Source organism: Collinsella sp. SGI.241 (genome assembly GCF_050312955.1).
GTDB lineage: Bacteria > Actinomycetota > Coriobacteriia > Coriobacteriales > Coriobacteriaceae > Collinsella.
In genome coordinates this window covers 71,547-97,864 of sequence record NZ_JBNPKM010000002.1, presented here as the reverse complement: position 1 = coordinate 97,864, position 26,318 = coordinate 71,547, and the positions used below count along the sequence as shown (strand labels likewise).

At 59.9% G+C, this 26,318-nt stretch carries 16 protein-coding genes; 12 read left to right on the top strand and 4 right to left on the bottom strand.

All coding sequences use genetic code 11. From position 1 onward, the window contains the following. Positions 1-101: 101 nt before the first annotated feature. Entirely contained in the window at positions 102-1,055 is a 954-nt protein-coding gene (locus tag ACQQ92_RS01360; RefSeq protein ID WP_427727197.1) for a helix-turn-helix transcriptional regulator, read from the bottom strand. Between the two features lie 880 nt (positions 1,056-1,935). Next, entirely contained in the window at positions 1,936-2,211 is a 276-nt protein-coding gene (locus ACQQ92_RS01355) for a hypothetical protein (protein ID WP_427795594.1), read from the bottom strand. 738 nt (positions 2,212-2,949) lie between these two features. Here ACQQ92_RS01355 and bilR point away from each other — a divergent pair. The 8 genes from bilR to ACQQ92_RS01315 all read left to right on the top strand — a co-directional run bounded on the left by bilR (position 2,950) and on the right by ACQQ92_RS01315 (position 18,577). Further along, on the top strand, positions 2,950-4,980 hold the full coding sequence (gene bilR, locus ACQQ92_RS01350) for a bilirubin reductase, long form (protein WP_427727203.1): 2,031 nt from the start codon (positions 2,950-2,952) through the stop codon (positions 4,978-4,980). Between the two features lie 454 nt (positions 4,981-5,434). Next, positions 5,435-5,830: a helix-turn-helix domain-containing protein gene (locus ACQQ92_RS01345; RefSeq protein ID WP_229770663.1), complete on the top strand. Its 396-nt coding sequence runs from the start codon at positions 5,435-5,437 to the stop codon at positions 5,828-5,830. 285 nt (positions 5,831-6,115) lie between these two features. Continuing rightward, entirely contained in the window at positions 6,116-8,998 is a 2,883-nt protein-coding gene (locus tag ACQQ92_RS01340) for a proton-conducting transporter membrane subunit (RefSeq protein WP_427795593.1), read from the top strand. A 12-nt stretch (positions 8,999-9,010) separates the two neighbouring features. Continuing rightward, positions 9,011-9,604, top strand: a complete 594-nt coding sequence (locus ACQQ92_RS01335) for an NADH-quinone oxidoreductase subunit B family protein (protein WP_427795592.1) — start codon at positions 9,011-9,013, stop codon at positions 9,602-9,604. Beyond that, positions 9,604-10,314, top strand: a complete 711-nt coding sequence (locus ACQQ92_RS01330; protein WP_427795591.1) for an NADH-quinone oxidoreductase subunit C — start codon at positions 9,604-9,606, stop codon at positions 10,312-10,314. Before ACQQ92_RS01335 ends, ACQQ92_RS01330 begins: the two co-directional genes overlap by 1 nt. Before the next feature lie 5 nt (positions 10,315-10,319). Continuing rightward, complete coding sequence (locus tag ACQQ92_RS01325; protein ID WP_427795590.1) at positions 10,320-11,408, top strand: nickel-dependent hydrogenase large subunit; 1,089 nt, start codon at positions 10,320-10,322, stop codon at positions 11,406-11,408. 7 nt (positions 11,409-11,415) lie between these two features. Then, the gene (locus tag ACQQ92_RS01320) at positions 11,416-11,757 is read left to right on the top strand and encodes a 4Fe-4S dicluster domain-containing protein (protein ID WP_427795589.1); all 342 of its coding nucleotides are present in this window, start codon (positions 11,416-11,418) and stop codon (positions 11,755-11,757) included. A 595-nt stretch (positions 11,758-12,352) separates the two neighbouring features. Then, positions 12,353-18,577: a Spy0128 family protein gene (locus ACQQ92_RS01315; RefSeq protein ID WP_427795588.1), complete on the top strand. Its 6,225-nt coding sequence runs from the start codon at positions 12,353-12,355 to the stop codon at positions 18,575-18,577. A 607-nt stretch (positions 18,578-19,184) separates the two neighbouring features. On the opposite strand, the gene ACQQ92_RS01310 is transcribed toward ACQQ92_RS01315, so the two are convergent. Together ACQQ92_RS01310 and ACQQ92_RS01305 are read right to left on the bottom strand one after the other, a co-directional pair. After that, positions 19,185-19,814 carry a response regulator gene (locus ACQQ92_RS01310; RefSeq protein WP_427795587.1) on the bottom strand — a complete coding sequence of 210 codons (630 nt, stop codon included), beginning with the start codon at positions 19,812-19,814 and terminating at the stop codon, positions 19,185-19,187. Next, entirely contained in the window at positions 19,811-20,956 is a 1,146-nt protein-coding gene (locus ACQQ92_RS01305) for a sensor histidine kinase (protein ID WP_427795586.1), read from the bottom strand. Before ACQQ92_RS01305 ends, ACQQ92_RS01310 begins: the two co-directional genes overlap by 4 nt. Before the next feature lie 166 nt (positions 20,957-21,122). Between ACQQ92_RS01305 and ACQQ92_RS01300 the strand changes: the two genes are divergently transcribed. From ACQQ92_RS01300 to ACQQ92_RS01285, 4 genes are all read left to right on the top strand, one after another. Beyond that, positions 21,123-22,061 (top strand): ATP-binding cassette domain-containing protein, encoded by a 939-nt coding sequence (locus tag ACQQ92_RS01300; protein ID WP_427795585.1) that lies wholly within the window; start codon positions 21,123-21,125, stop codon positions 22,059-22,061. A gap of 9 nt (positions 22,062-22,070) precedes the next feature. Then, the gene (locus ACQQ92_RS01295) at positions 22,071-23,258 is read left to right on the top strand and encodes an ABC transporter permease (RefSeq protein WP_427795584.1); all 1,188 of its coding nucleotides are present in this window, start codon (positions 22,071-22,073) and stop codon (positions 23,256-23,258) included. Then, entirely contained in the window at positions 23,245-24,450 is a 1,206-nt protein-coding gene (locus tag ACQQ92_RS01290) for an ABC transporter permease (RefSeq protein WP_427795583.1), read from the top strand. Before ACQQ92_RS01295 ends, ACQQ92_RS01290 begins: the two co-directional genes overlap by 14 nt. Positions 24,451-24,781: 331 nt before the next feature. Continuing rightward, positions 24,782-25,987 carry a DUF362 domain-containing protein gene (locus tag ACQQ92_RS01285; RefSeq protein ID WP_427727237.1) on the top strand — a complete coding sequence of 402 codons (1,206 nt, stop codon included), beginning with the start codon at positions 24,782-24,784 and terminating at the stop codon, positions 25,985-25,987. Positions 25,988-26,318: the final 331 nt, after the last annotated feature.

Genomic DNA, 26,318 nt, shown 5'->3' with positions numbered 1-26,318 from the left:
ATACCCTGGTTTAGCGCTTTATGAACCAGGGTTCATAAAGCGCTAAACTGTATAAACAAAAGGAAGCGGGATTCATATTGATTAGCCCAACGTAATCAACGTTATGAACATCTGATTTTCTGCAGCAACTGCATCCTGTTGCTAACATCGGCCTTCTGGTAAATGTTATGTGTATGAGATTTGACGGTGCCAGTCGAAATAAACAACAGTTCGGATATCTCCTGTGTGCTTTTCTCCTTGAGCAAGAATCCCAGAATCTCTCGCTCTCTGAGACTAAGGCCAATAGATGTCGCATAGGCGTCTATGATTTCTTCCGAAAGCTCTCCTGTCAAGGCTTCATAGCTAATCGGTTTCACTGTGATCTTGTCAACAAGAAAACGCGCCGCAACAACAATAAGATATGCGGCAACAACTATCTGGGAGACGCTTTCGCCAAAATTGCGGCTTCGAATCGCGCCGCTAGTTACTAGGCTTGCAACATCATTATTTAGCCCATAATGTAACCCCGTAAGAATATCCTCAAAGACAGTCATTAATCCAAGGATTCCAACCAGTCGCAAGAACATATCTAACCTTAAAAACATGCTCTTATGCACTGTTTTGCCAAAGGACCTGCTACCGATAAAGGCTAGTACGATAACCAGAAGCTGGAATGGCAATAAATAACAAATATACAAGAATCCTGTACGCACCTTTAACAAAGGGAACATGATGAGCCAGATGAACAATGGCGCTTCCACCAATGTCAATATCCATGTTTTTGACCCTCCAACAGCCCCCTTGAATAAATGACATATGAGAAAGGCGCAGGCGAAATATAATAGCGACTTGATTACTACGGGCACCGAAAAAAAATTATGAAAGTAATAATAAAGGGGCGAACTAATTTCGTATCCTCGAACTATTAGCTCAATCAAGTACTGGCTTAGCATAAACAGAGCGATATACAGATATTCCTTCTTTTGACCTCCGATATAGAGGATTAAATAAAGGGCTGCACAGATTACACAGCCAGATTTTATTAATAAACTTAAAACAGCAGACAGTACCAGCATCAGGACCCACCACCCTTTTCCTTCTATAGCGCGCAGTGCCCTATTTAATTCATATCATTTGTCCGCAATCCGTCTTCTGGATCTCCTTGCTCTGCTTCTAGTAAGCAAGCATTTTCCCGCAACCTCTTCAGCATCCTTTCAATAGTACGTCATATAATACCAGTTGCAGCGTCCGTATCATTCGCTATGAATATCGCCGCCGTGCCCAGTAGCCTTCAGGCGTCCCGAAGGCCGGTGCGTCGCCGCTGACGGGCATGATGTGCTTTTTCGCGAGTCTAAAGATGCATAATCTACGGACTTTTCTTTCTCTTGTCATACTTTTGAAAGTGTTCGTAAGAGGCTACCGATCCATTGGAGGCGTAGAGAGTCCAGGTGATGCGCGGACTCATCCCATCGAGCAGGCGGGTGGAGTCTGGCCTTCCAAGTGGGATGAGCGCCGTCGGGGTGATCTTGCCTAAAGATATTGGACTGTTTAATAGGACTAAACATAAGAAAACTCGATTATCAGGGGCGGGTGCCATAAGGCACACCGCCCCCCCCTTGTGCGTATGGCGCCAGGACCATGCGCTCGAAAGCGTTGCCCAAACGCATGGTTCATCCGCACAAAGCCCATGGTCGCTATGGGCAAACATCGGTGCGCCTGCACATGGTTTTGAGCCTGTTCTCGAGCGAAAGTATGGCTGTCGATACGCATGCAATTCGCATGAAACCCGGGCTCGTCCGAGAGCCCTATAAAGGAGGATTCGCATGAGATTGCGCTCGATCATCATCGCCCGACCCAGACACGTGCCGTGCACCTTGATCGCACCGGTCATGGTGTTGAGGCAGAACATGTCGTTATAGCGTGTGAGCGGGCCTGTCGAGCGGGCAATCTTCTCGTCTAGATCGCGTTCGATGATGTAGCGCACGGCTTCGTCCTGCAGCATATCGCCTTCGGAGAGCTCGGCGCGGGTGATGGCTGCAAGGGGGGGTCGTCGGCATCGTCGAGCTCAAAGCCACCGCGGGCGGCATAGCGGTAGACGGGATCGACGACGAGCACCGGGTTGCCCATAACGGTAGAGGCTGTTTGCGTGAGGTTCTTGAGTCCCGCGTCGCTCAAGAGCGCCTCGAGCAGCGCTTGCTTTGCGGTGGACCTATCGGTGGTACTCGGTTGCATGGGTGTCCCCTCTGCCGCGTCTTCGCCGTAGTCGACGCGTGACCAAATTATTATCGCAGGCTGCGCAGTATTAGGTTGTTTAAAAAGGTGAGTGTGGCGGTCGTTTCCTCGAACGGGGACGGTGTTGCTGCTGGGGTTTGTCTCGATCTGTAACAGGTGGGTCCGATTTTGGTCTGTAGATGTTACAGATTGAGATTTCCGGCGAGCGGGGCTCCGTTTGTCTCGATCTGTAACACGAGGGACGGATTTTGCCGAGTTGTTGTTACAGATTGAGATATTCGGACGGACAGTTGCCGTTTGTCTTGATCTGTAACAGGTGGAGGCCAAAAGTCGGTCTAGATGTTACAGATTGAGATGTTTGGTCGGACCGAGTTTGTTCGTCTCGATCTGTAACATCTGGGGTCGTTTTTGGCCTGTAGGTGTTACAGATCGAGATTTTCCGACGGAACGCTTCCGTTTGTCTTGATCTGTAACAGGTAGGGGTCAAAAGCGGGTCTAGCTGTTACAGATTGAGATTGTTGAGGATGGGTCGAGAGAAATATCTCGATCTGTAACAGTAAGACCCGGTTTTGCTGGGTAGCTGTTACAGATTGAGACAAACCGACGGGCCGCCCCGCCCCATCCGCCTGCCGCTGCCTGCTATCCGCCGATTTTCGTTGTGCCGCTGTACCCCCATGCCATATCCTCTAAACAACTACGCGGCACCATCGCCGCCGCGTCTACAAGAGAGGAATGTCCATGACCGCACCTGCGTCCAAGCTGCTCCAGCCCATTACGGTTGGCCCCCTTGAGCTCAAGAACCGCATTATGTTTCCGCCGCTGACCACCGGCTATGAGGAGCGCGACGGTTCCATCGGCGAGCGCAGCCTGGCTTTTTACGAGCGCCTGGCCTGTGGCGGCGTGGGCTACATCGTCATCGGCGACGTCGCTCCCGTCATGACCGCAAGCCCCACGCCCAAGCTGGCAACCGACGCCCAGATCCCCACGTTTAAGGCACTGGCCGACGCCGTCCACAAGCACGGTGCCAAGGTCGCGCTGCAGCTGTTCCACCCCGAGTACGACGTGCCCGGTGTCGGTCGCATGGTCATGGGCTCCATGGCTGCGGCCAAAGCTGCGCAGGAGGCCAAGGCCGCCGGCGACGAGGAGACCTTTGCCGCCAAGATGGCCGAGTCCAACGAGATCCGCAAGCAGGCATATGCCAAGCTGCACCACGATATGCAGCACTTTGTGAACGAGGCGAGCGTAGAGCAGCTCACCCAGATCAAGGAGGCCATCGCTGCCTCGGCCGCTCGCGCGCAGCAGGCCGGCATCGATGCCATCGAGGTCCACGGCGACCGCCTGGTGGGTTCGCTGTGCTCTGCGATCCTCAACAAGCGAACCGACGAGTACGGTGGCTCGTTTGAGAACCGCGTTCGCTACGCGCTGGAGGTCGTCGCTGCCATCAAGGAAGCCGCGCCGCAGCTGATGGTGGAGTATAAGCTCCCCGTGATCATGGAGAACCCCGATGGCACGCCGCGTGGCAAGGGCGGCCTGCAGCCCGACGAGGCCTGCGAGTTCGCCAAGCTGCTCGAGGGCGCGGGCATCGATATGATCCAGGTTGCACAGGCCAACCACACCGGCAATATGGGCGATACCATTCCGTCCATGGGCGCCATGCCCTACAACTGGACGCTGCCCGTGGCCGAGCGCGTCAAGGCCCTGGTCTCCGTGCCGGTGGCGACTGTGGGCCGTGTTGTCTCGGTCGAGGCTGGCGAGAAGATCCTGGAAGACGGCGCAGCCGATATCGTCGCCTATGGCCGCTCGCTCATGTGCGACCCCGACATTGCGCTGAAGGCCGCCACGGGCGAACCCATCCGCGAGTGCCTCAACTGCAACAAGGGCTGCGTCGATGCGATTCAAAACCGCAAGTACATCTCGTGTGTGCTCAATGCCGAGAACGGCGACGAGGCCACCATCGCGATTAAGCCGGGCGTGGGCGACAAGAAGATCGCCGTTGTGGGCGGCGGTATTGCCGGTCTGGAGGCCGCGCGCGTGGCGGTCAAGCGCGGCTACGACGTGACCGTCTACGAGGCGAGCGATCATCTGGGCGGCCAGATTGTGCTGGCGGCCGCGCCTCCGCGCAAGGACGAGATCATGCGCTCGGTCGAGTATTACGAGAAGATTCTGCCCGGCCTGGGCGTGAAGGTTGAGCTCAACCATGCCGCTACCACTGAGGACCTCAACGCCGCCGACGCCGCGATTGTGGCTGTGGGCGCGCACGACGTGGTCATCCCCGTTCCGGGTGCCGATTCTAAGAAGGTCGTCTCGAGCTGGGACGTGCTGGCCGGCAAGGTGGAGCTTACGGGCCGCGTCGCCGTCATTGGCGGTGGCCTGGTGGGCACCGAGACTGCCGAGTACCTGCTGCAGCACGGTTGCGAAGTGGCGATCGTGGAGATGCTCGACAAGATTGCCGCGGGCGAGTCCGAGACCATTCTGCCGCTGATTATGAGCGACTTTGCAGAGCACAACGTGGAGCAGCACGTGAAGACCCGTCTGACCGCCATTACCGACGAGGGCGTGGAGGCCATTCGCACTGCCGATGACGGCGCCGAGGAGCCGGTGAAGATCGCCTGCGATTACGTGGTGATGGCCGTCGGTTCCAAGGCCAACGCGTTTGACTTGGATGGCGTTACGGTGCCCGTGACCTGTGTGGGCGACTGCTCGGGCGAGCGCACCGCCGACATTGCGAACGCCATTCGCACGGCATATCACGCGGCCAACGAGCTGTAGTTGAACATCGCGGCCAGGCGGGGCGGTAGCACGGATCTGTCTCGCCCGGCCGCGTCCCATCGGGTGTCAATCGGGGCGGGGCCTGCAAGCGCAGCAGGTCCCGCCCTTTTTGTTTTGCCCCGGTGGACGGCAATGCGCGCTAATCATGGGGAGTGAGGCGTCTACTGCCTTGCAGGCTGCTCAAAATTATTGGAGGAGGGGTTAATAATCATATCCTCTATTCCAAAGGATATAAAGAGATGCCAATTTTGCTGGCAAGCGAATGACGATTAGCTGCGAGCTAGTTACCAGCGTAAATAATCAATAAAGAAATGTCGTAAATTGGTGTCAAATTCCCAGATAGCGCCGCGTCTATTTTAATTAACTGCTTTGAGCAAACAGTAAAATGCTACTATCTAACTTGCGCGTAAGAAAGCAATTTAACGTTTAAGGCTAAGAAGTAGAAGTGGCAGGTATGTCAGAAACAACAAGGACTCGCACGCATGCGCCCGAGATTAGGCAGCGTGCTGTCGAGATCCTCCAAGAAGGGGTCGGCCATCGCGCGCTCGCCGCAGAGCTTGGCATCCCCCAGGCCACAGCCCGTCAGTGGGCCCGTGCGTATGCCGTGGGCGGCGCCGACGCCGTTCTCAATGCGGGCTCTCATCACCACACATATTCGTTTGACGTTAAGCTTGCCGTGGTTAAGGACCGCTTGGAACATGGTCTGACGGTGCGTGAGGTCATGGTCAAGCACAAGATCCCCAGCGAGTCTTCGGTTAAAGCTTGGTGCCGACAGTATCGCGACGGTGGCGAGGCCGCCTTGGTCGATAAGCCGCGGGGTCGTAAACCGCGCGTTAAAAAGGCGGAATAGCGAACGGGATGGTGCGTCCGCAGGGGCGCATTTTTCTTGCCGCGCCAACTTTTTGGACCGCCGCGAGTCTATCGGGACATCCTTCAAAGTGGTCAATAAACCGCGCGCAGTGGCCCGTGCGCCCGCCGCTACGATAGGGGGAGCGTCGCCTCTCTGCTCCAAAGCGGACATGCCCTTACCCCATACGCCTAAAACCCCCAGTTGACCGAAAACCTGCCGCCTGAACCCCCAATTTGAGCTATAACGTTAAATAATTGCAGCGTTTTTGCATGGGGGAGTGATGGTATGACGCTACTGTATTTCCTTACCCTGTTTCCGCTGGTACCGGCGATGGGCATGCTGCTCGCGCGCAGTGACCGAGCCCGCGATGCGGTAGGGCTTGTAGGCTCCGGCATTATTATGGCGGTGACCGTTGTAGTTGCCGTCTTATTTTTTGGCACGGGTCCGCAGGGCTTTGAGGTTGCCCCCGGCACCTCGCATGTGCTCTCGATCATCAGCTCCGTCATCGACGTAATTCTGTGCGCCGTCATCCTGTACAACGCGTTCAAATATAGGAACGCGTTTACCGGTGTGCTCGGCGTGGTGCAGCTGGTGGGTTCGGTTGCCTTCGCTGCCATGACGCTGCCCACGGCCGAGGTCGTCACCGCCACGCCGCTCTACCTGGACTATATGAGCGTGATCATGGTGCTCGCCGTCGGCATTGTCGGCAGCCTGATCTGCGTGTATGCCCTGGGCTACATGAAGGACTTCCAGGCGCACGATGAGCGCGAGGCCGCGCTGCGTGGGCAGACCGCGCCCGACCGACGCCCGCAGTTCCTGGCGCTTATGTTCCTGTTCCTTTCGGCCATGTTCGTCATCGTGACGAGCGACAACCTGGAGTGGCTGTTCTGCGGCTGGGAAATCACCACCGTGTGCTCGTTTCTTATGATTGGCTATACGCGCACGCCCGAGGCCATCAAAAACGCCTTTACCCAGATCATCCTCAACATGCTGGGCGGCATCGCGTTTTTGGCGGGCCTTATGTTCCTGCACGTCAACGGCGTGCCGCTGACCATCTCGGGCATGATCGAGCTTTCCGGCGCCGGAACCGCGCAATCCGCGCTGCTGGTGCTGCCGGTCGTCTTGCTGTCGATCGCCGCGCTTACCAAGGCCGCACAGATGCCGTTCCACACCTGGCTGCTCGGCGCCATGGTCGCCCCCACGCCCACGAGCGCCCTGCTGCACTCGTCCACCATGGTCAAGGCCGGCGTGTTTTTGATGGTCAAGCTGAGCCCGCTGTACGCCACCTATCCCGTGACCGGCTTTATGGTCACGAGCGTGGGCGCCATCACGTTTTTGCTCGCCGCCCTCATGGCCGTCTCGCAGAGCAATGCCAAGCGTGTGCTCGCGTACTCCACCATTTCCAACCTGGGCCTCATCAGTGCCTGCCTGGGTGTCGGCGCGCCCGAGGCCGTGTGGGCCGCCATCTTCTTGATCTTGTTCCATACGGTGGCAAAGTCGCTGCTGTTCCTGTGCGTGGGCACGGCCGAGCATCATATCGGCAGCCGCAATATCGAGGACATGGACGGCATGTTCAGTCGCATGCCGCACCTGACGCGCCTGATGATGCTGGGCATCATGGGCATGTTCGTGGCGCCGTTTGGCATGCTCGTGTCTAAGTGGGGCGCCCTGGTGGCGTTTGCGCAGACCGGCAATGTGCTCATGATCATGGTGCTGGCCTTTGGCTCGGCCGCGACGTTCTTCTTCTGGGGCAAGTGGCTCGCCAAGCTCTCGGGCGTGGATTCTACGGCCGAAAACGTGGAGGGCAATGTCCATAAGACCGAATGGATAGCGCTCAACACTATCGCCGCGCTGCTGATTCTGTGCTGTGTAGCGTTCCCGATTATCTCGAGCGGTCTGGTGTCGCCTTACTTGGCCATGGTGTTTGGCCGCGTGCCGTATGTTATTGGCAAGGATGCCATGTATCTAATGGTGGTTATCGTGGCTTTTATCGCCGTGGTGCTGCTGACTTCATTCCGCGTGAGCGACAAACCGCACGTAAACGTATATCTTTCGGGTGTGGGAACCGACAATTACCGTCATTTCCGCGGCTCGATGGGACACGAGGTGAAGGCCGAAAAGCGCAATTGGTACCTGGAGGACGCCCTTGGCGAGAATCGCATTGGCCCCGCGGGCAGCATCGTGTGCTGCAGCATCATCCTGTTCGCGCTGCTATGCTGCGCATGGATTGGTCCCGATACGCTCGCCATGGGCGAGCCCTCGGTGCTGCGCGGCAAGTATTTCGAAGGCTCGGGTGTCGTAGGCATCTTTATAGGCACCGTGGCGTTTGCCCTGCTGGCGCCTTTGGTTGGTGGCCTGATCGACGGCGTCGACCGCAAGCTGTCCGCCCGCATGCAGGGCCGCGTGGGACCACGTCTGCTGCAACCGTTCTACGATGTAGCCAAGCTCCTGCGCAAAGCCCCTGCCAGCGTAAACACCGTGGACGATACCTACATGGCGTGCGCGCTCATCTTTACCGTGGTGGGCGGCGGCATCTTTGTGTCGGGTTCCAACACACTGTTATGCGCCTTTATGGTTACCCTCGCTGCGATCTTTGTGGTGCTGGCGTCCGCCTCGACGCAAAGCCCGTTTGCCCAGGTCGGAGCCGACCGCGAGCTGCTGCAGGTCATGAGTTACGAGCCCGCCGTTTTGCTGATGAGTGTGGGCCTGTACCTTGCCACCGACAGCTTCGATTCCATCGCCGTGACGGGGCAGTCGGCCCCCATCATCGTGTACAGCGCGCCCATTTTCCTCGCGCTGCTCGCGGTGCTTACCATCAAACTGCGCAAGTCGCCGTTTGACCTTTCGTACTCGCATCACGCGCATCAGGAGATCGTCCAGGGCGTCGCCACCGAGATGAGCGGCGGCACGCTGGCCAAGATGACCCTTATGCACTGGTGCGAGACCGTGCTGTTTTTGATGTGGGTGGGCATGTTCTTTGTTTGGGACAACCCGGTGAGCTGGGTGGTCGCCCTGGTCGTTATGGTCATGACGTATTTTGCCGAGGTACTGATCGATAACACCTTCGCCCGTAGCACCTGGCGCAGCTGCTTTAAGCTCGGCTGGGGTGTGGCGCTGGTGTTTGGCCTGCTCAACCTTATGCCCATCCTCGTCGACGTGTTTATTTAGGAGGCGGCATCCATGGATCATAAAATGTCGCGCTCGCCGTGGGTTATTCATTACGACGGCTCGAGCTGCAACGGATGCGATATCGAGGTGCTGGCCTCGCTCACGCCGCTGTTCGATGCGGAGCGCTTTGGCGTGGTCAACACCGGCAACCCCAAACATGCGGACATCTTTTTGGTGACGGGGTCGGTCAACGCCCAGAACTTGCCCGTCGTGCGCCAGATTTACAACCAGATGCTCGAGCCCAAGTGCGTGGTGGCGTGCGGCATCTGCGCGTGCTCGGGCGGCGTGTTCCGCGATGCGTACAACGTGATCGGTGGCGTGGACCGCGCGATTCCCGTGGATGTGTACGCGCCAGGGTGCGCCATTCGTCCCGAGACGGTGATCGACGCCATCGTGGAGGCGTGCGGCATCCTGGACCAGAAGGAGGCCGTGATGCGCGCCGGCGGCGACCCGCTTACCGTGGGCGGTGCTGCTACCTGGGATGGCGGCGTTGAGCTGGGCGAGGACGGATTTGTGGCCGCGGCTGAGGCCGGCGACGCGCCCGCCGCTGGCGACGCACCTGCTGGGACGCCCGCCGCGTCCGCCGCTGCAAGGGGGGCCGAGTAATGCAAAAGGCAATCTATACCACCGTCGAGCTCGATGCGCTGCTGTCGCATGTCCTGGCGCTCAAGGGTGCTGGTGCCCGTTTTGTACAGATGCACGCCGAGCGCAACGTGGACGACGGCACGTATCGCTTGGTCTATACGTTCATCAACGTTCGTGCTGCCCAGGAGCAGATCGCGCAGGACGGCAGCTATGCGATTGAGAACCTGGTGGTTGAGGGCATCGACCAGTACCAGGAGATTCCATCCATCAGCTCGTACTACCCTGCGGTGTTCCCGTTTGAAAATGAGGCACACGACCTGTTTGGGCTTGCCATTACCGACATGCAGATTGACTTTAAGGGCTTTTTCTACCAGGTCTCGACTACCGAGCCCATGAGCGTCATCACGCCCGAGGTTAAGGCTGCGCGCGAGAAGGCCATGAAGGTCCGTGCCGCCGCCGAGGCCAAGGCGCGCAAGGCCGCGGCCGAGAAGGCCGCCGCTGCCGCGGCCGCTGCGGGGGAGGGCGCTGGCGATGCTGCGGGCGCTGCCGTCGCTCAGCCCGCTGCGGCTGCCGGCTCCGATGCTCAGCATGACGAGGCTGCCGCCAAGGCCGCGCTCAAGGCTGCCGAGATGGAGGCAAAGCTCGCCGCCATGGATCCCGAGAAAGCGGCCAAGGTTCGCGCGGCGCTTGCCGCCAAAGCCGCCCGCGATAAGCAGAAAAAGGAGGCGTAAGGTCCATGGCACATCGCTCCGTTATTCCGTTTGGCCCGCAGCACCCGGTGCTGCCCGAGCCGCTTCATCTAGACCTGGTGCTCGAGGACGACCGCGTTATCGAGGCTATTCCTCAGATCGGCTTTGTGCACCGCGGACTCGAGAAGCTCACCGAAAAGCGTGACATGCACCAGTTTGGCTACATCGCCGAGCGCATCTGCGGCATTTGCGCCGTGGGTCACAGCTGCGGCTATGCCAGCGCCTGCGAGCGCATGCTCGATATCGAGGTGCCTGGCCGCGTGCAGTATATTCGCACCATTTTGCACGAGCTTTCGCGCATTCACTCGCACCTGCTGTGGCTGGGCCTGCTCGCCGATGCCTTTGGCTTCGAGGCGCTGTTCTATCGTTCGTGGACCCTGCGCGAGCAGATTCTCAAGATCTTTGAGAGCACGTGCGGCGGCCGCGTGATTCTGTCGATTAACGAGATCGGCGGCCTTAAGCATGACATTGAGGACTCCGAGCTGTCGGGCATTGTCCAGACACTCGACACCATGCGCCCCGACTACGAGGCCCTGGTGCATACCTTTTTGGACGACGACAGCTGCGGCGAGCGCCTGCATGGCGTGGGCGTGATCAGCAAGAAAGACGCGCTGGACCTGTCGATGGTCGGTCCGTTTGGGCGCGCCTCGGGCGTGGATTACGACGTGCGCATGTTTGGCGATGGTGCCTATGCGGACCTGGCTGCGTTTGAGCCCATCGTTGCTACCGATGGCGATTGCTATGCCCGCTGCCAGGTGCGTTGCGCCGAGGTCACGCAGGCCATGGACATCATTAAGGAGCTTGTGGGCAAGATTCCGCACGACGGCATCGGCGGGCGTACCAAGCTTACGCCAGCCGATGGCGCGCGCGGCGAGGTTGTGATTGAGCAACCGCGCGGCGAGGCGTACTACTATGTGCGCGGTAACGGCACCAAGAATTTAGACCGTTTCCGTGTGCGCACGCCGACGTCGCAAAACCTGGCGGGCCTGACGCATGCACTGCAGGGCGTGCTCATTGCCAACGTGCCCATGATTATCCTGACCATCGACCCCTGCATTAGTTGCACGGAAAGGTAGGCGCGGCATGAGTTTGCTGACATTTGCCAAGACGGCCTTGGGCTCTATGGTCAAGCAGCCGGTCACGGTGTGCTATCCGCAGGAGGAGCTGGCGGCGCCCGAGCGCCTGCGCGGGCATATCGTCAACGATATGGACGTGTGCATCTGCTGCGGTATGTGCGCTCGTCGCTGCCCGGCGGGCGCGCTTGCGGTCGATCGCAAGGGTGGTACCTGGTCGATCGACCCGTACGCCTGCGTGGTGTGTGGCGAGTGCATCGAGAGCTGCCCCAAGCACTGCCTGACTATGGACACCGCGCGCACTCCAGTCGCGGCGAACAAGACTCCCACGGTAGAAACCAAGCCGGAATAGCGCTGGAATAGGGGCCGGTGGGGCAAAAATGCCCCACCGGCCCCGCGCTTAAACGCGCGGTTAGGCTGCCGTTAACAAAACTATGCCGGTTTACGGGGCTAGATAGCGAACCTCCGACCGTACTGAAAACCGCAAAAACAAAACCGCAGGTAGACTGCTTGCTGTTTTTGAAAAAATGAAGGTATGGATGAGGGCTCCGGCTTTTGCCCCGTAATCCGGCATAGTTTTGAAATGGCACCACATTCATAACAGCCCTTGATCTCCCGCGGACGGAGGAAAACGGGCCCTTTTGTTCCGTCAATCTTGAGTCGCACCCGTTTTCCTGCGAAAACCCTCGTGTCTCAACTTTGATGAGACATTTGTCTCACGCTTAAAACCGAATCTGGAACATGTGTCACCTGCCCTAATTGTGTCTCATTCCGTAACTTTAGGCTGATGCAAGGTCTGAAACCGCGAGAAGGGAGACGCGATGAGTAAGTACACGAGGGGTCTCTTGGCGGTGATACTTGCCGTAGTGCTTGTGTTGCCGGCTGCAGCATTTGCCATGCTGCCTGAGGCCAACGCCAGGTCCAGCACCGGAATGGATGGACCGACAATGAGCGGAAAGGTCGTCGTCGATCCCGACACCAGCGGACGCTGGGAAATCTGGGCAGCCGGCCACGGCGGTAATAAAGTAACAACCCAAAACGTCGGTCGAATCTGGACCGACAAGACGGTTAAGGAAACTGGAGAAAACGAAAAGTCGGACTTTTTGACCACGCTTTCGGCGATGTCCTCGACGTCTAATTCAACCGTGACGGTCACCACGCCGCTCGATATCGTGATGGTGCTGGATGCTTCTGGCTCGATGGATGGTGAGATGGGCGGTCGAGATTCCACCAAGCGTATCGATGCACTGAAGAGCGCTGCGAACAGCTTTATTGATACCATCGCCAAGCAAAACGAGGGTATCGAGGGCGTGGATAGGCAGCATAAGGTTGCCATTGTTAAGTTTGCGGGCAAGAAGTCCAACGATATCGGCAACAATATGTATCGCGACGGAGGGTACTCCTACAATTACACCCAGGTTATGAAAGAATTGACCTACTGTTCCGGCAGCAATGCGGATGATCTCAAGAAGAATACAATTAATCAAATTCAGCCTGCCGGCGCCACGCGCGCCGACTATGGCCTAGAGCTGGCCGAGGGAATCACTATCACTTCTGGCCGCAAAGACGCCAAGAAGATTATTGTGTTCTTTACCGACGGTACGCCAACAAAGCAAGATAAATTCGATGCGGGTGTTGCCAACGCTGCCGTGACAGCTGCTAAGAACATGAAGGACGGCAAGGCCACCGTTTATACTATCGGCATCTTTGATGGTGCGGATCCCAAAGCCAGCGTCCAGGATTCGAAGACAAGCCAAGAGAACAAGTTCATGCAGGCCGTTTCGAGCAACTACCCCAATGCCACGAAATGGAATTCTCACGGAACGCGTGCGGAAAACTCCGACTACTACAAGTCGGCGACCAATGCCGAAGAGCTCAAGAAGGTCTTCGACGACATCTCGCAGGCCATCACATCGGAGGCGCCTTATCCGACCGAAATCCATAAGGGCTACGACGAGACCAAGTCCGGCTACATCACGTTTACCGACGAGCTGGGCGACTTTATGCAGGTTGACGGATTTACCGAAGTCGTCATTAACGGCACGCCGTTTACCAAGGCGAGCAAGACGGTCAACAAAGAAACCAATACCGACACCTACGAGTTCACCGGCAAGGCAAAAGACCTGCTCATTACCGTGCAGCGCGCCGGCGATGACAATCCCCAGAAGGGCGATATCGTAACGGTCAATATTCCTGCGTCGTTGATTCCGCTGAGTCACTTTAAGACCGTAGACGGCAAGCTTTCGGTCGACAACGTTAAGCCCATTCAGGTGAAGTATGCTTCGAGCGTGAAGAGTGTTGCGCTCGACAACCTATTTACGCCCGAGGAGGTCACGGGGCTCAAGGCTTACATCGAAAAGAATACGACCGTTGCCGACGATGGCACCAAGACCGTGAACTTCTACGCGAACAAGTGGGAGACCGGCGCGTTGGGTAATACGGTTGCGACCTTTGAGCCGGCCGACACCAACCGCTACTACTACTTCCAGAAACAGACCCCAATTTACACGGACAAGGACTGCACGCAGCCTGCAAAGAATTCGCTGGCAGATACCGGCACCTATTACTACAAGGATGAGTTTGAGGAGCAGGGCGAAAACGATGAGGCCAAGCCCGCCTCTGCCGTCATCGAGTTTATCGGCGGCGACGCTGCGAAGTTTGACGGCGCTATTGTTGCTGACGAGGACGGCAGCCTTTCGTTTAGCGTGGGAACCGCGCGCCTAGCCTTTATCGACGAGCTCCACACCACCAAGGAGAGTGTGGGCGGCAACAACACTGGTACCGCGACCGACGTTCTTAACCCCAAGTGGAACAACGTGTCCGCCAAGGCGACCGCGACGCATGTCAATTCCTACCTGGGCAACAACGGCAAGATCAGCTTTAACGTGACGCCGACAACGGTGGATACCAAGGCCAGCTTTGGCCTGACCAAGGTGCTCGAGGGCCGCAGCTGGACGGATGCGGACGAGTTTAAGTTTGAACTCTCCGCAACGTCTGAGAATGACGCCCCGATGCCCGCACACGCGACCGCGACCGTGACCAATGACGACCTGGACGACAATGGCAAGGCAGCTATCGACTTCGGCGAGATCACCTGCAACAAGCCGGGCGAGTACACCTATGAGGTCCGCGAGGTCAAGGGCGGCGCCGGTGGCATCACCTACAGCGAGAACGTTGCCACGTTCAAGGTGACCGTGGCGGTTAAGGCCACGGGTGGGCTTAAGGCTGACGTTGAAAAGATCTCGGGCAAGACCGAGTTCAAGAACACCTATAGCGCCAAGACGGAAACCCCGCTGACCCTTGAGGCAACCAAGACGCTCACGGGGCGCCCGATGGCCGATGACGAATTTAAGTTTGCGCTGAGCTATGCGGGGTACGACGAGGTTCTGCTGGATGCAACCACCAAGAGTGGCAAGGTTGAGTTCGGGCCGCTGACGTACACGACCGAGTCGCTTGCCAAGCTGGTCGAGGAGGGCAAGGCGTCGGTTGATGCTAGCTCCGACAAGCCCACGTGGACCATTCGCTACATTGCTGCCGAGCAGACCGGAAAGCTGCCTGCGGGCGTGAGCGCCACCGTGTCGGCAATTGACGCATGTGTAACCGTTGTCGACAACGGTGATGGTACCCTGACGGCGACGGCTGTCTACGGCGATGCCGGCAACGAGTTTGTGAACACCTACACTGCCGCGCCTGTCGAGGCATCGCTTGTGGGCAAGAAGAATCTGCAGGTTCCTGATGGCTTGACCCCGGCTGACATTGCCGGCAAGTTCACCTTTACCGTGACCGGTGAAGAGGGCGCACCCATGCCCGCGAACGCGAGCGTGACCAATGATGCCAAGGGCAAGGTCGACTTTGGCAAGATCACCTTTACGCTCGACGACCTTAACAAGGCTCTGGGCGAGAAGCCCGAGAAGCGCGTGCACACCTTTACCTACACCGTGACCGAGTCCGGTGAGGTCGCTGGCGTGACCAACGACGCCGAGACTTCGCGTACGGTTTCCTTCACCGTGACTGATGACGGCGAGGGTACTCTGAGGGTGTCCCGCAAGCCGGACGGCGATGCGGCATTTACGTTCACCAATACCTATAGCGTGACGCCCGTCGAGAAAAGCGTCACCGACCAGATCACCGCGACCAAGGTCCTGACCGGACGCGACCTCAAGGCTGGCGAGTTTAGATTTGAGCTCGTCGAGGGCGAGGGCGAGGACGCCAAGGTCGTCGCCACCGGCACCAACAATGCCGAAGGCAAGATCACGATGAACGCCGTGAAGTACGACAAGCCCGGCAAGCACACCTACACACTGCGCGAGGTCAACGGCGGAACCACCAGCAAGGGCGTCACTTACAGCAACGCCAAGTACACCGTTGAGACCACCATCACGGACAACGGCGACGGTACGCTCAAGGCCGAGCACGTCCTGAAGGACGACGTCAAGGCTGCAACTTTCGAGAACACCTACAGCGTGACACCGCTCGATGCAGAGCTCGACTTTGGCCTGAGCAAGGCCATTGACGGCCGCGACTGGACGGATGCGGACGAGTTCAGCTTTACCATCACCGCCCCCGAAGGCGCCCCGCTGCCTAATCCCGCAACCGTAACCGTGAGCAATAAGGACGCGAAGGACGGCATCGCCGCCATCAAGTTTGGCAAGATCCACTACACGGCTGCCGGAACCTACAAGTACGAGATCCGTGAGAACGCGGGCAGCGCGGCCGGTATGACGTATGACGCGCATGTCGCAACCGCCGAAGTGACCGTGACCGAGAACGGCGACGGCACCCTGACCGCCAACGTCACCAAGAAGGAAAGCGGCCGCTTCACCAACATGTACCGCTCTGAGCTCGATTACGCCGCGGCCGGCGGCCTCAAGCTCAGCAAGACCCTCTACGGACGTCCCATGACCGAGGGTCAGTTCACCTTTACCGTGACGCCCGCCGACGAGGCTTCGGCCATCGCGCTCGGCCTGCACGAGGGCGCCAACGTGTACAAGTCCCCTGCAACGGCAGAGGCAACGGTTGGTCTGATCGACATCCTGGCTGGCCATGAGGTCAAGTTTACGCAGGCTGACGCGGGCAAGACCTTTACATACACCGTTGCCGAGAAGAACGATGGCCAGCCCGGTTACACCTACGACGAGGCCGTGCGCACCGTGACGATCGCTATCGCCGACGATGGCGCTGGTACGCTCACCGCTACGACGACCGTTTCTGGCGGACCCAATGGCACGCCTGTGGCGGTCCACAAGAGCGGCGAGAATAAGGTCGAGAGCGCCTTGGTCTCGTTCACCAACAGCTACCACGCCTCGACCGATAACCCGGGCGGCGAGCTTGCGCAGATTGTCGCCACCAAGACCCTGACCGGTCGTCCGTTGGCCAACGGCGAGTTCTACTTTGGCATCGCCTATGCGGGCGAGACGGAAGCCATTGACGGCACTGTGGCGACCAACATCAACGGCCAGGTGAGCTTTGGCACGCTGCATTACACGACTGAGATGCTCGCCGATTTGGTGAGCGCCGGACGCGCCATCCGTACCGACACGGACGCCAAGCTTGCGTGGACTATCAACTACACGGCGTTTGAGTACACGTCCCCGCTCGCAGCAAAGGGTATTACTGCCGCGAAGTCGAGCTTTAGCTTTAAGGTCATCGTCGTCGACAACGGCGACGGCACTCTGACGGCGAATCCTGACTACGGTGGCGTCGAGCCCGTGTTCGAGAACGTCTACGGCGCCGATGCCGTTGACGCCGCGCTCGCCGGCGCCAAGAAGCTCCAGGCTGCCGAGGGCCTGACCCCGGTCGATATCACGGGTAAGTTCACCTTTACCGTGACCGCCGATGAGGCGGGCGCCCCGATGCCCGAGCACACGACCGCAACCAACGACGCGGCCGGCAACGTGGACTTTGGCAAGATCCACTTTACGCTCGAGGACCTCAACCGCGCCTTGGGCGTGACGGATGATGCGACCGATAAGGCTGAGGCAGACGAAGCTGATGAAGCCGAGGCCGACGAGGCAGAGGCTGAAGGGGCCGACGTCGACGCTGATGCCAATGACGACGAGTCCGGCGGCGAGTCCGAGCCCGCAGCCCCCACCGCCCCGCGCTCGCACATCTTTACCTACACGGTGACCGAGTCCGGTAGCGCCCCTGGCGTGACCAACGACGCCAACGCCACGCGTAAGGTTTCCTACACCGTGACTGACGACGGTGCCGGACATCTGAAGGTCGTGCGCGAGGGTGACGACGGCGCTGCCTTCACGTTCACCAACACCTACAGCGTGACGCCTACCGATTCTGTGGTGACCGATCAGGTCAAGACGGTCAAGCGCCTGACCGGACGCGACCTTGCAGCAGGCGAGTTCACGTTTGAGCTGCTCGAGGACGGCGTGGTTGTCGCGACCGGCACCAACGACGCCAATGGCACCGTCGCGCTGAGCCCGATCCGCTACGAGGCACCTGGCGCGCACACGTACATGCTGCGCGAGGCTTGCCCCAACGCGCTCGGCCTGTACAAGGGCGTCACCTATGACGGCACGACCTACACCGTCGTGACCACCGTCTCCGACAACGGCGACGGCACGCTGACCGCGACGCACAAGCTCGAGGGAACTACTGAGTCGGCTGGCTTTACCAACAAGTATCATGCCATGCCCACGCAGGTCTCCATCGGTGCCATCAAGGTGCTCGAGGGACGCGAGCTCAAGAAGGACGAGTTTAGCTTTAAGCTCGTTGGCGAGGACATCGAGTCCACTATCACCAACGATGCCGACGGCAAGATCAACTTCGACAAGTTCGAGTACGACGAGCCCGGAACGTACGTCTATACCATCAGCGAGGTCAAGGGCGACGAGGCCGGTATGACCTATGACAAGTCCGTCTTTACCGCGACCGTCAACGTGGCCGATGACGGCGAGGGCAACCTCAAGGCGAATGTCGCCTTTACCAAGGGCGACAAGAGCGTCGAGGGCATCGTGTTCAACAACACGTACAAGAAGCCCGAGACGCCCGTGCCGACGCCCGATCCCGGCACGCCCAAGACCGTGACGAACATCGTCAAGACGGTCAAGGGTTTCCTGCCCACCACGGGTGACCAGCAGACCGCCGCACTGCTCATGGCATTTGTTATCGCCATAGCCGGCGTCGGAGCCCTGGTCTGGGGTATCCGTAAACGCTAGGCACGCTGGCGGCGCCCGGGGCCAAAAGGCCCCGGGCGGCCGGCGGGGAGCCAGAACATAGCCCCACCCCCCCCACCCCCAGCCGCCACGGAGGCATCTCCCTCCTCCGTGGCGGCGCTTTTGTGCGTAGGCGAGGAGGGCTCGCCACGAAACCGGCCCATCTACTACGTTTAGTCCCTTACCCCCAACCATGTCAAAAAACGCGAAAACAAAACCGCAGGTAGAACGCCTGCGGTTTTGCTCAAAACGAAGGTATGGTCAGGGGTATCGAGTTAAACGTAGTAGATGGGCCGATTTCGTGGAGCGGTTCCGGCTGATCCCTTGGGGACGGAGGAAAACGGATCATTTTTGGCTTGAAGCGGCTTGCGGAGACACTTGACGTGGCCGCTCGGACAAAACTAGGCCGGTTTACGGGGCTGAGTCACGAGTCTCCAACCATGCTGATATTCGTGAAAATAAAACCGCAGGTAGACGAGCCGTCATTTTACAGAAAACGCGGGTATGGATGGGGGCCCTGAGTTTGGCCCCGTAAACCGGCATAGTTTTGAAATAGCATTAAACCGGTAGCAGACATTTTGTTATGTCGGGGCGGTCGGTCTTCGGGCAACTACCCTCGCAGGTAGGCGATGGCGATTTGGGTGCGGTTGCGCAGGCCCATTTTGGCCAGGATTGAGCTGATGTGGTTTCGCACGGTGCCTTCGCCCATATAGGCGGTGGCGGCAATCTCCTTGTTATCGAGGCCGCGGGCAATGAGCTCGGCGACCTCGAACTCGCGGTCGGTCAGGCTGACGAAGGCCGCGGGCCGGCGGGTCGTGCCCACCTCGACGCCCGCCCCACCAAAGTTGATATCCTCGATCGCCTTACCCTCGAGCACGCGTTTGCCGTCCATGACCTGGGCCAACGCCGGCGGGATGGCAGCGACATCGGTTTTGATCAGGTAGCCGCGGGCACCCAGTTTGAGCGCCGACACAATGTACTCGTCATCCGAGAATGTCGTCAGAAATACCACGCGCGCCGCAGGGTCGCGCTCAAGGATCTCGCGGGCCGCCGAAAGCCCGTCGCGCCCCGGCATCTGAATGTCGAGCAGCGCAATATCGGGTGCGTGTTCGGCATAAAGAGCCATTGCGTCGTTGCCGTCGGCGCCGGTACCCACCACCTCGATCTGCGGCTGGGCGCCCAGGATTATCTTGAGCGAATCGACCACCAAGCGGTCGTCGTCGACAACGATGAGCCTCATCGGACCTCATCTCCTTGCTGTTTGGGAACGGTGGCAAACACACGCCAGCCGCCGGTGCCGGCGCGCGGGCCGGCGGTGAAGGTGCCGCCAAGCGCCTCGACGCGCTCGCGCATGGAGCCGAGCCCCATGCCCTCTGCGGTGCCGCGGCCGCTTGCTTGGACCCCGCCCGCGCCATCGTCGGTAACGATGAGCTGGTAAAACGACGGATGCTCCATGCATCGTACGGTGACGGTCTGGGCGCAAGCGTGGCGCATGGTGTTGGAGAGCGCCTCGCGCAGGACCGCCGCAAAGCAGTTGGCGACATTTGCGGGCGCATGCTCGGCCAAAACCTCAAGTTCAATCTGCGGCCCGCCATCTGAGCGCGCGCCCTCCACGATGCGCTCGAGCTGTACGGAGAGATTCGCCGCGTTGTCGTTGAGCGCGTGGACGCTCGAGCGCACGAGCTGAAGCGCTTCGTCCACGGTGCGCTTGACGTCAGCGAAGTCGGCGGCGACGCCGGGCTCGTTGGCGTGGACCACGCGTAGGGCCTCGGTTTGCAGCGAGGCGCGCGTGAGCTGGTGCCCCACGTTATCGTGGATCTCGCGTGCGATGCGGGCGCGCTCGGCGAGCGTTGCGAGTTCGACCTCGTAGTCCTGGCGGTCGGCAAGGTCGCGGTTGCGCGCCTCGAGCGCGAGGGCTCGCTCCTGCAGCTCGTCGCGGGTGCGACGCATGCGCTCCTGCTCGCGCTCCAGCTGAGCGGTGCGCAGAGACAGCAAGGTGGCGGCGACTGAAAGGATGGCGGTCAACAGCAGCGCACGGGTGGGAAGCGCGCCGGCGTGGGCATATGCGACGAGTGCGCAGACAAAGATGGCGCCGGCGCCCAGCGCGACCCAAACGTGTTCACGGCGCACGCGTCGCGCGATGTCATAGAGGGCGAGGGGCGCAAACGGCACAAACGACGGCACAAAGACGGCCACCATAATGTAAGCGTAGCTCGCGGCCTCACCGGCGCGGCGGGCACGTTCGCCTTGCGCAATTTCCGTAAGCGAGGCGACTACGACGCCAAGACAAAACGCCGCGACCAAGCAAGCATCCACAGCAAGGCCCAGAGCGGCCGCGATACAGCACGCCAGCACGATCGATTTGTCGAATAGCCTGTTCATACGGGTATTGTACGCGATGGTGCGCGCGACGATTGCTCAGGTGCCGCAACCGTGACATTCCTCCCGCCCGCCCCCGCCGCACTCGTGACAAAGCTCACTGGTGCGCGCCGGCGGCTCCTGCGATGATGCAATCGTTCCGGGCCGAAATCAACAGAAGGGCCACCTCATGACAGACATCGTCCACGTCGAAAACCTCGTCAAGCGCTACGACGATCTTATCGCGCTCGACCACTTTAACCTGAGCATAGCCCCCGGCGAGATCTTTGGCCTGCTGGGCCCCAACGGCTCGGGCAAGACCACGTCCATCAACTGCATTCTGCAGCTGCTCGCCTACGACAAAGGCACCATCGAGTTGTTCGGCGAGCCCATGACGCCCGCCCGCTACGACCTCAAGCGCCGCATCGGCGTGGTCCCGCAGCAAGTTGCGGTGTTTGACGAGCTTACCGTCCGCGAGAACATCGACTATTTCTGCAGCCTTTACGTCAACGACCGCAAACGCCGTCGCGCGCTGGTCGACGAGGCCATCGACTTTGTCGGCCTGGGCGACTTTGCCAAGTTTCGCCCCGGCAAGCTCTCGGGCGGCCTGGCGCGTCGCCTCAACATCGCCTGCGGTATCGCGCACAAGCCCGAGCTCATCTTCTTCGACGAGCCCACGGTGGCGGTCGACCCGCAGAGCCGCAACGCCATCCTGGAGGGCATCTGCCGCCTGCGCGACGAGGGCGCCACGGTGGTGTATACCAGCCATTACATGGAGGAAGTCGAGCAGATCTGCAGCCGCATCATGATCATGGACGGCGGGCGCGTGCTGGCGCAGGGCACCAACGACGAGCTCAAGCGCATGATTCAGATGGGTGAGCGCGTGACCGTCGAGGTCGGCGCCGTCGAGCTCGCCACGGTCGAGCGACTGCGCGCCCTCGAGCACGTGCTCAGCGTCGAGCTTTCCGGCGGCGAGCTCGTCTGCACCTGCGAAGCGAGCCCGCACAACCTGGTTGACATCCTCGACACGCTGCGCGCCGCCGATGTGGCGCTCGGCCGCGTGTGGAGCGAGCCGCCGACCCTCAACGACGTATTCCTCGAGATCACCGGCCGCGAGCTGCGCGACTAGGGGGCGGTCATGTTCAACACCATTATTATCACGGTCAAGACGCTGCTGCGCCGGCCGAGCACGTGGGTTTGGGGCGCGATCTTTCCCGTCGCGCTTTCCACGATGTTCATGTTTATGTTTGCGAATCTGAGCTCCGACGGCACGGTCGACCCGGTGCCGGTGGCCGTCGTGGCGGATGAGGCCTGGGGCGCCTCGACCTTTAAGGACGTGGCGACGTCGCTTGCCAAGGAAGGCGACAACCAACTGCTCGAGATCCACGAGTGCGATGACGCAGTCGATGCGAGCCGTGCGCTTAAAGCCGGCGAGGTCGCGGGCATCTATACGGTCGATGCCGCGGGCACGCCCAAACTCACATTGCTTTCGAGCTATGACAGCTCGCGTGCGACGTCGGTGCTCACCGACCGCAGCATCCTGGAGACGGTGGCAAGCTCGTATACGCAAAATGCCGAACTCATGCGCCAGATTGCCCAGGACAACCAGGCGGCGCTCGCCGACCCGGAGGTGGTTGCGCGCGCTCTGTCGCTTGAGGGCGGAACCCGCCGTGTGAGCCTGACGCGTGCCACGCCCGATGGCACGGTCATCTACTACTACGCGCTCTTTGGCCTGGTTGCGATGATGTCTGCCGAGTTTGCTGCCTTGGGCGTTGTCGACCTGCAGCCCAATCTGTCTGGCCTTGGTGCGCGTCGCTGCGTGGGCGGCCTTTCCAAGACGGCGTCGCTGGCCGGCATCTTTGTGGGCGCGTGGTTGGTCTCCTTTGCCTCGATGACGATCGCGATCGGCTACGTGCGCCTGGTCGTGGGCGTCGGCTTTGGCGGGCGCGAGGGGCTCTGCCTGGTGGGCGGCGCTGCCTCCGCGCTTGCCGCGACGGGCCTGGGGCTCTTTGTGGGCACGCTTCCCGTTAAAGGCGGCAAGGCATCCAAGTCGGGCATCCTCACGGGCTTCGCCACCACGTGCGCCCTGTTCGCCGGTCTCTACGGCGAGCCGGCGATGGCGCTTGCCGACGACGTCGCCCGCGCCTGTCCGGCCGAGTGCTGGCTCAACCCCGTCAAGCTTATCTGCGACATGTTCAACCGCTTGTATTTCTTTGAGGACCTGGGTCCCTTTGCCGTTCGTGCCGGCGCGCTGGTCCTTATGGCGTTGCTGTTCGTTGCCGCCGCCACGCTGATCTTTGGAAGGAGCCGCTATGAGCACCTTTAAGACTGCGCTTCGCATGGCGCTGGCGCACCCGTTCTACCTGCTCATCTATACGGTGTTCATCTCGCTCATGGGCGTATTCATCGCGGCCTCGGTGAGCTGGAACTCGTCGCAGCTCACCGAGTACGAGCCCTACGATGCCAACGTGATCGTGGTCGACCGCGACGACAGCGATCTTTCGCGTGCGCTTACCAAGCACCTGGGCTCGCGCTTTGATCTGGTCACGGGTATCGGCGAGGACACCTACGACCTTGCGGACGCGCTCTCCAAGAGCAACAGCGCCAAGGGTAGCGCCGATTGCGTGTTCTTTATTCCGGAGGGGTTTGAGGACGACCTCGTTGCAGCCGCCCGAGCGGGGGAGCCCCTGCCCAAGCTCGATGTGACCTACGGTGCCGGCACCATGGCGGCGGCGCTTTCGTCTGCCGAGGCCTCGCGCTGGATTTCGCTCGCGGGCGCTGCGGCCGCACTTGATCCTACTGCCTCCGACGGTGACGTCGCCAAGGCCGCCGAGCATGCCGCCGCCAAGCGCGCGGAGGTCGAGATCGAGCAGGTCAAGGTCGACTCGACAGCCGCCGCCACGCTTGAGTCGTATTTCAACTTTGGCGCGTACGCGATTATCTCGTCGGTCATCGTGTCGGTGGGGCTGGTGTTCTCGGGCATGAACGAACCCGAGCGCGTGCGCCGCATGGAGGCCGGCCCAATCTCCGAGCGCCAGCGCTCCCTTGCCGTGTTTGCGGCCGCTGCCGTGATCACCGTCTGCATCTGGTTTGTGTCGAGCATGATGGGCGTCGTGGGCTTTGCCGGCGCGGTCGCCGAGGTCGGCGTAGGTCGTGTATGCCTGGCGCTGGCGGCAACGTTTGCCCTGGCGTGCACGCCGCTGGCCGTTGGCTTTGCGTTGTCGGGCTTGGGCGCGCGCGAGGAGCTGCTCAACGGTGTGGGTAACCTGCTCGGCATGCTCATGACGTTTTTGGGCGGCGCCTGGATGCCGCTGTCGCTGATGGGCCCGGCCGTGCAGACGGTGGCGCACTTTGTGCCGACGTATTGGGTGAACGACGCAATCGGCAAGGCGCTCTCGTCGGACCTGACGTCCGCCGTGCTGGGCGACATCGTCTGCGATCTGGGCGTCACGGTGCTCTTTGCCATGGCCATCGCCGCCGTAGGCCTAGCCCTCACTCACGCCAAATCCCACGCCTAGCCACCTAGTCATTGGGTGCTCATTGGGGACAGACTTAAACGACCAAGAGTGGTCATTGGGGACAGACTTAAACGACTAGTCATCGGGGACAGTCTTTGCCGATTCGCTGGCTCGCCGGCAGGGTTGCCAAGGACTGTCCCCAACTGCCGGCAGGAAAAGAACGTCCCTAGCCGCCAGGTGGCGAGGCACTCATTTAAGTCCGTCCCCAATGAGTGGTTTCAGTCATTTAAGTCTGTCCCCAATGACTAGGCGCCGTACTTGACTTTGACCCCGCTTTAACGGGTACCATCCTCTATGTCTGTAACGCCATATAGACCGAGGGGATAGATCTATGACCGCAACTTCACCTGCAGCACCCGCTAAGGTGTACTTCACCAACTTGCGTACGCATGCTCGCGAGAGCCAGCTCGACAAGCTCAAGCGCCTCATCCGCCGCGCCGGTATTGAGCAGATCGACTTTGAGAACAAGTTCGTCGCTATCAAGATTCACTTTGGCGAGCTGGGCAACCTGAGCTTTTTGCGCCCCAACTACGCCCGCGCCGTCGCGGATGTCGTGAAGGAGCTGGGTGGCAAGCCCTTCCTCACCGACTGCAACACGCTCTATGTCGGTAGCCGCAAAAACGCGCTCGAGCACATCGATACCGCTTATCAGAACGGCTTTACCCCGTATGCCACGGGTTGCCAGATCATCATCGCCGACGGTCTCAAGGGTACCGACGAGGCGCTCGTCCCGGTCGAGGGCGGCGAGTACGTGCGCGAGGCCAAGATCGGCCAGGCACTCATGGATGCCGATATCGTGATCAGCCTCACCCACTTTAAGGGCCATGAGCAGGCCGGTTTTGGCGGCGCCATGAAGAACCTGGGCATGGGAGGCGGCAGCCGTGCCGGCAAGATGGAGCAGCATGCCGCCGGCAAGCCGAACGTCGCGACCGAGCACTGCATTGGCTGCCGTGCCTGCGAAAAGATCTGCGCGCACAACGCTATCTCGTTCGACGACACCCGCGAGCGCGAGCTTGCCAGCGGCGCTACTCGCACGGTGCACGTGGCTGCCATCGACCACGATCGCTGCGTGGGCTGCGGACGCTGCATCGGCGTGTGCAACCAGGACGCCATCAAGCCCGTCTATGACGCCGCGGCCGACGTGCTCAACTGTAAGATCGCCGAGTACACCAAGGCCGTCGTCGACGGCCGCCCGAGCTTCCACATCTCGCTTGCCATGGATATCAGCCCCAACTGTGATTGCCATCCCGAAAACGATACGCCTATCGTCAACGATATCGGCATGTTCGCGAGCTTCGACCCGGTCGCCATCGACCAGGCCTGTGCCGATGCCGTCATGGCGTCCGAGCCGCTGCCCAACACCGAGCTCACCGATAGCGCGGCCAAGATGGAGCATAACCACGAGCATCTGGAGGGCGAGCAGGCGCGTGACCCCTTCTGCATCACGCATCCCGACACCGACTGGCGCGCGTGCATCGCGCACGCCGAGAAGATCGGCCTGGGCACGAGCAAGTACGAGCTTATCGAGGTCAAATAGCGCCTAGCTATTGGACAATATAAGCGCCTTTGTGGCGTAATTCGAGCAAAAGCCGCTCGCGAGCACAGCGCTCACGGGCGGCTTTCCGGAAGTATGCGGCAAATTTCGAGACAGCCGAGCACACGACATTTTTTGGCAACAAAACCCCTGATAAATTGTTGGTAAAACTGCGGTCTGGTCGGCAGTTCCAGATTTTGCCGCATACTTCCGAAGGCGGGAGCCAAAACGGTCCTCCAGCGCTGTAATCAACCATGATTGTTCGCCGTTGATGCGTCAACAAGAAAAGAATGGGTAAACAAGGGGTCACGTATGGTGCAAATTTCGCACGTAC

What these genes read in the sequence shown, in the direction of transcription:
- ACQQ92_RS01360 (WP_427727197.1), bottom strand. Translation starts at nt 1,055, where the DNA reads ATGCTGGTACTGTCTGCTGTTTTAAGTTTATTAATAAAATCTGGCTGT.
- ACQQ92_RS01355 (WP_427795594.1), bottom strand. Translation starts at nt 2,211, where the DNA reads ATGCAACCGAGTACCACCGATAGGTCCACCGCAAAGCAAGCGCTGCTC.
- bilR (WP_427727203.1), top strand. Translation starts at nt 2,950, where the DNA reads ATGACCGCACCTGCGTCCAAGCTGCTCCAGCCCATTACGGTTGGCCCC.
- ACQQ92_RS01345 (WP_229770663.1), top strand. Translation starts at nt 5,435, where the DNA reads ATGTCAGAAACAACAAGGACTCGCACGCATGCGCCCGAGATTAGGCAG.
- ACQQ92_RS01340 (WP_427795593.1), top strand. Translation starts at nt 6,116, where the DNA reads ATGACGCTACTGTATTTCCTTACCCTGTTTCCGCTGGTACCGGCGATG.
- ACQQ92_RS01335 (WP_427795592.1), top strand. Translation starts at nt 9,011, where the DNA reads ATGGATCATAAAATGTCGCGCTCGCCGTGGGTTATTCATTACGACGGC.
- ACQQ92_RS01330 (WP_427795591.1), top strand. Translation starts at nt 9,604, where the DNA reads ATGCAAAAGGCAATCTATACCACCGTCGAGCTCGATGCGCTGCTGTCG.
- ACQQ92_RS01325 (WP_427795590.1), top strand. Translation starts at nt 10,320, where the DNA reads ATGGCACATCGCTCCGTTATTCCGTTTGGCCCGCAGCACCCGGTGCTG.
- ACQQ92_RS01320 (WP_427795589.1), top strand. Translation starts at nt 11,416, where the DNA reads ATGAGTTTGCTGACATTTGCCAAGACGGCCTTGGGCTCTATGGTCAAG.
- ACQQ92_RS01315 (WP_427795588.1), top strand. Translation starts at nt 12,353, where the DNA reads ATGAGCGGAAAGGTCGTCGTCGATCCCGACACCAGCGGACGCTGGGAA.
- ACQQ92_RS01310 (WP_427795587.1), bottom strand. Translation starts at nt 19,814, where the DNA reads ATGAGGCTCATCGTTGTCGACGACGACCGCTTGGTGGTCGATTCGCTC.
- ACQQ92_RS01305 (WP_427795586.1), bottom strand. Translation starts at nt 20,956, where the DNA reads ATGAACAGGCTATTCGACAAATCGATCGTGCTGGCGTGCTGTATCGCG.
- ACQQ92_RS01300 (WP_427795585.1), top strand. Translation starts at nt 21,123, where the DNA reads ATGACAGACATCGTCCACGTCGAAAACCTCGTCAAGCGCTACGACGAT.
- ACQQ92_RS01295 (WP_427795584.1), top strand. Translation starts at nt 22,071, where the DNA reads ATGTTCAACACCATTATTATCACGGTCAAGACGCTGCTGCGCCGGCCG.
- ACQQ92_RS01290 (WP_427795583.1), top strand. Translation starts at nt 23,245, where the DNA reads ATGAGCACCTTTAAGACTGCGCTTCGCATGGCGCTGGCGCACCCGTTC.
- ACQQ92_RS01285 (WP_427727237.1), top strand. Translation starts at nt 24,782, where the DNA reads ATGACCGCAACTTCACCTGCAGCACCCGCTAAGGTGTACTTCACCAAC.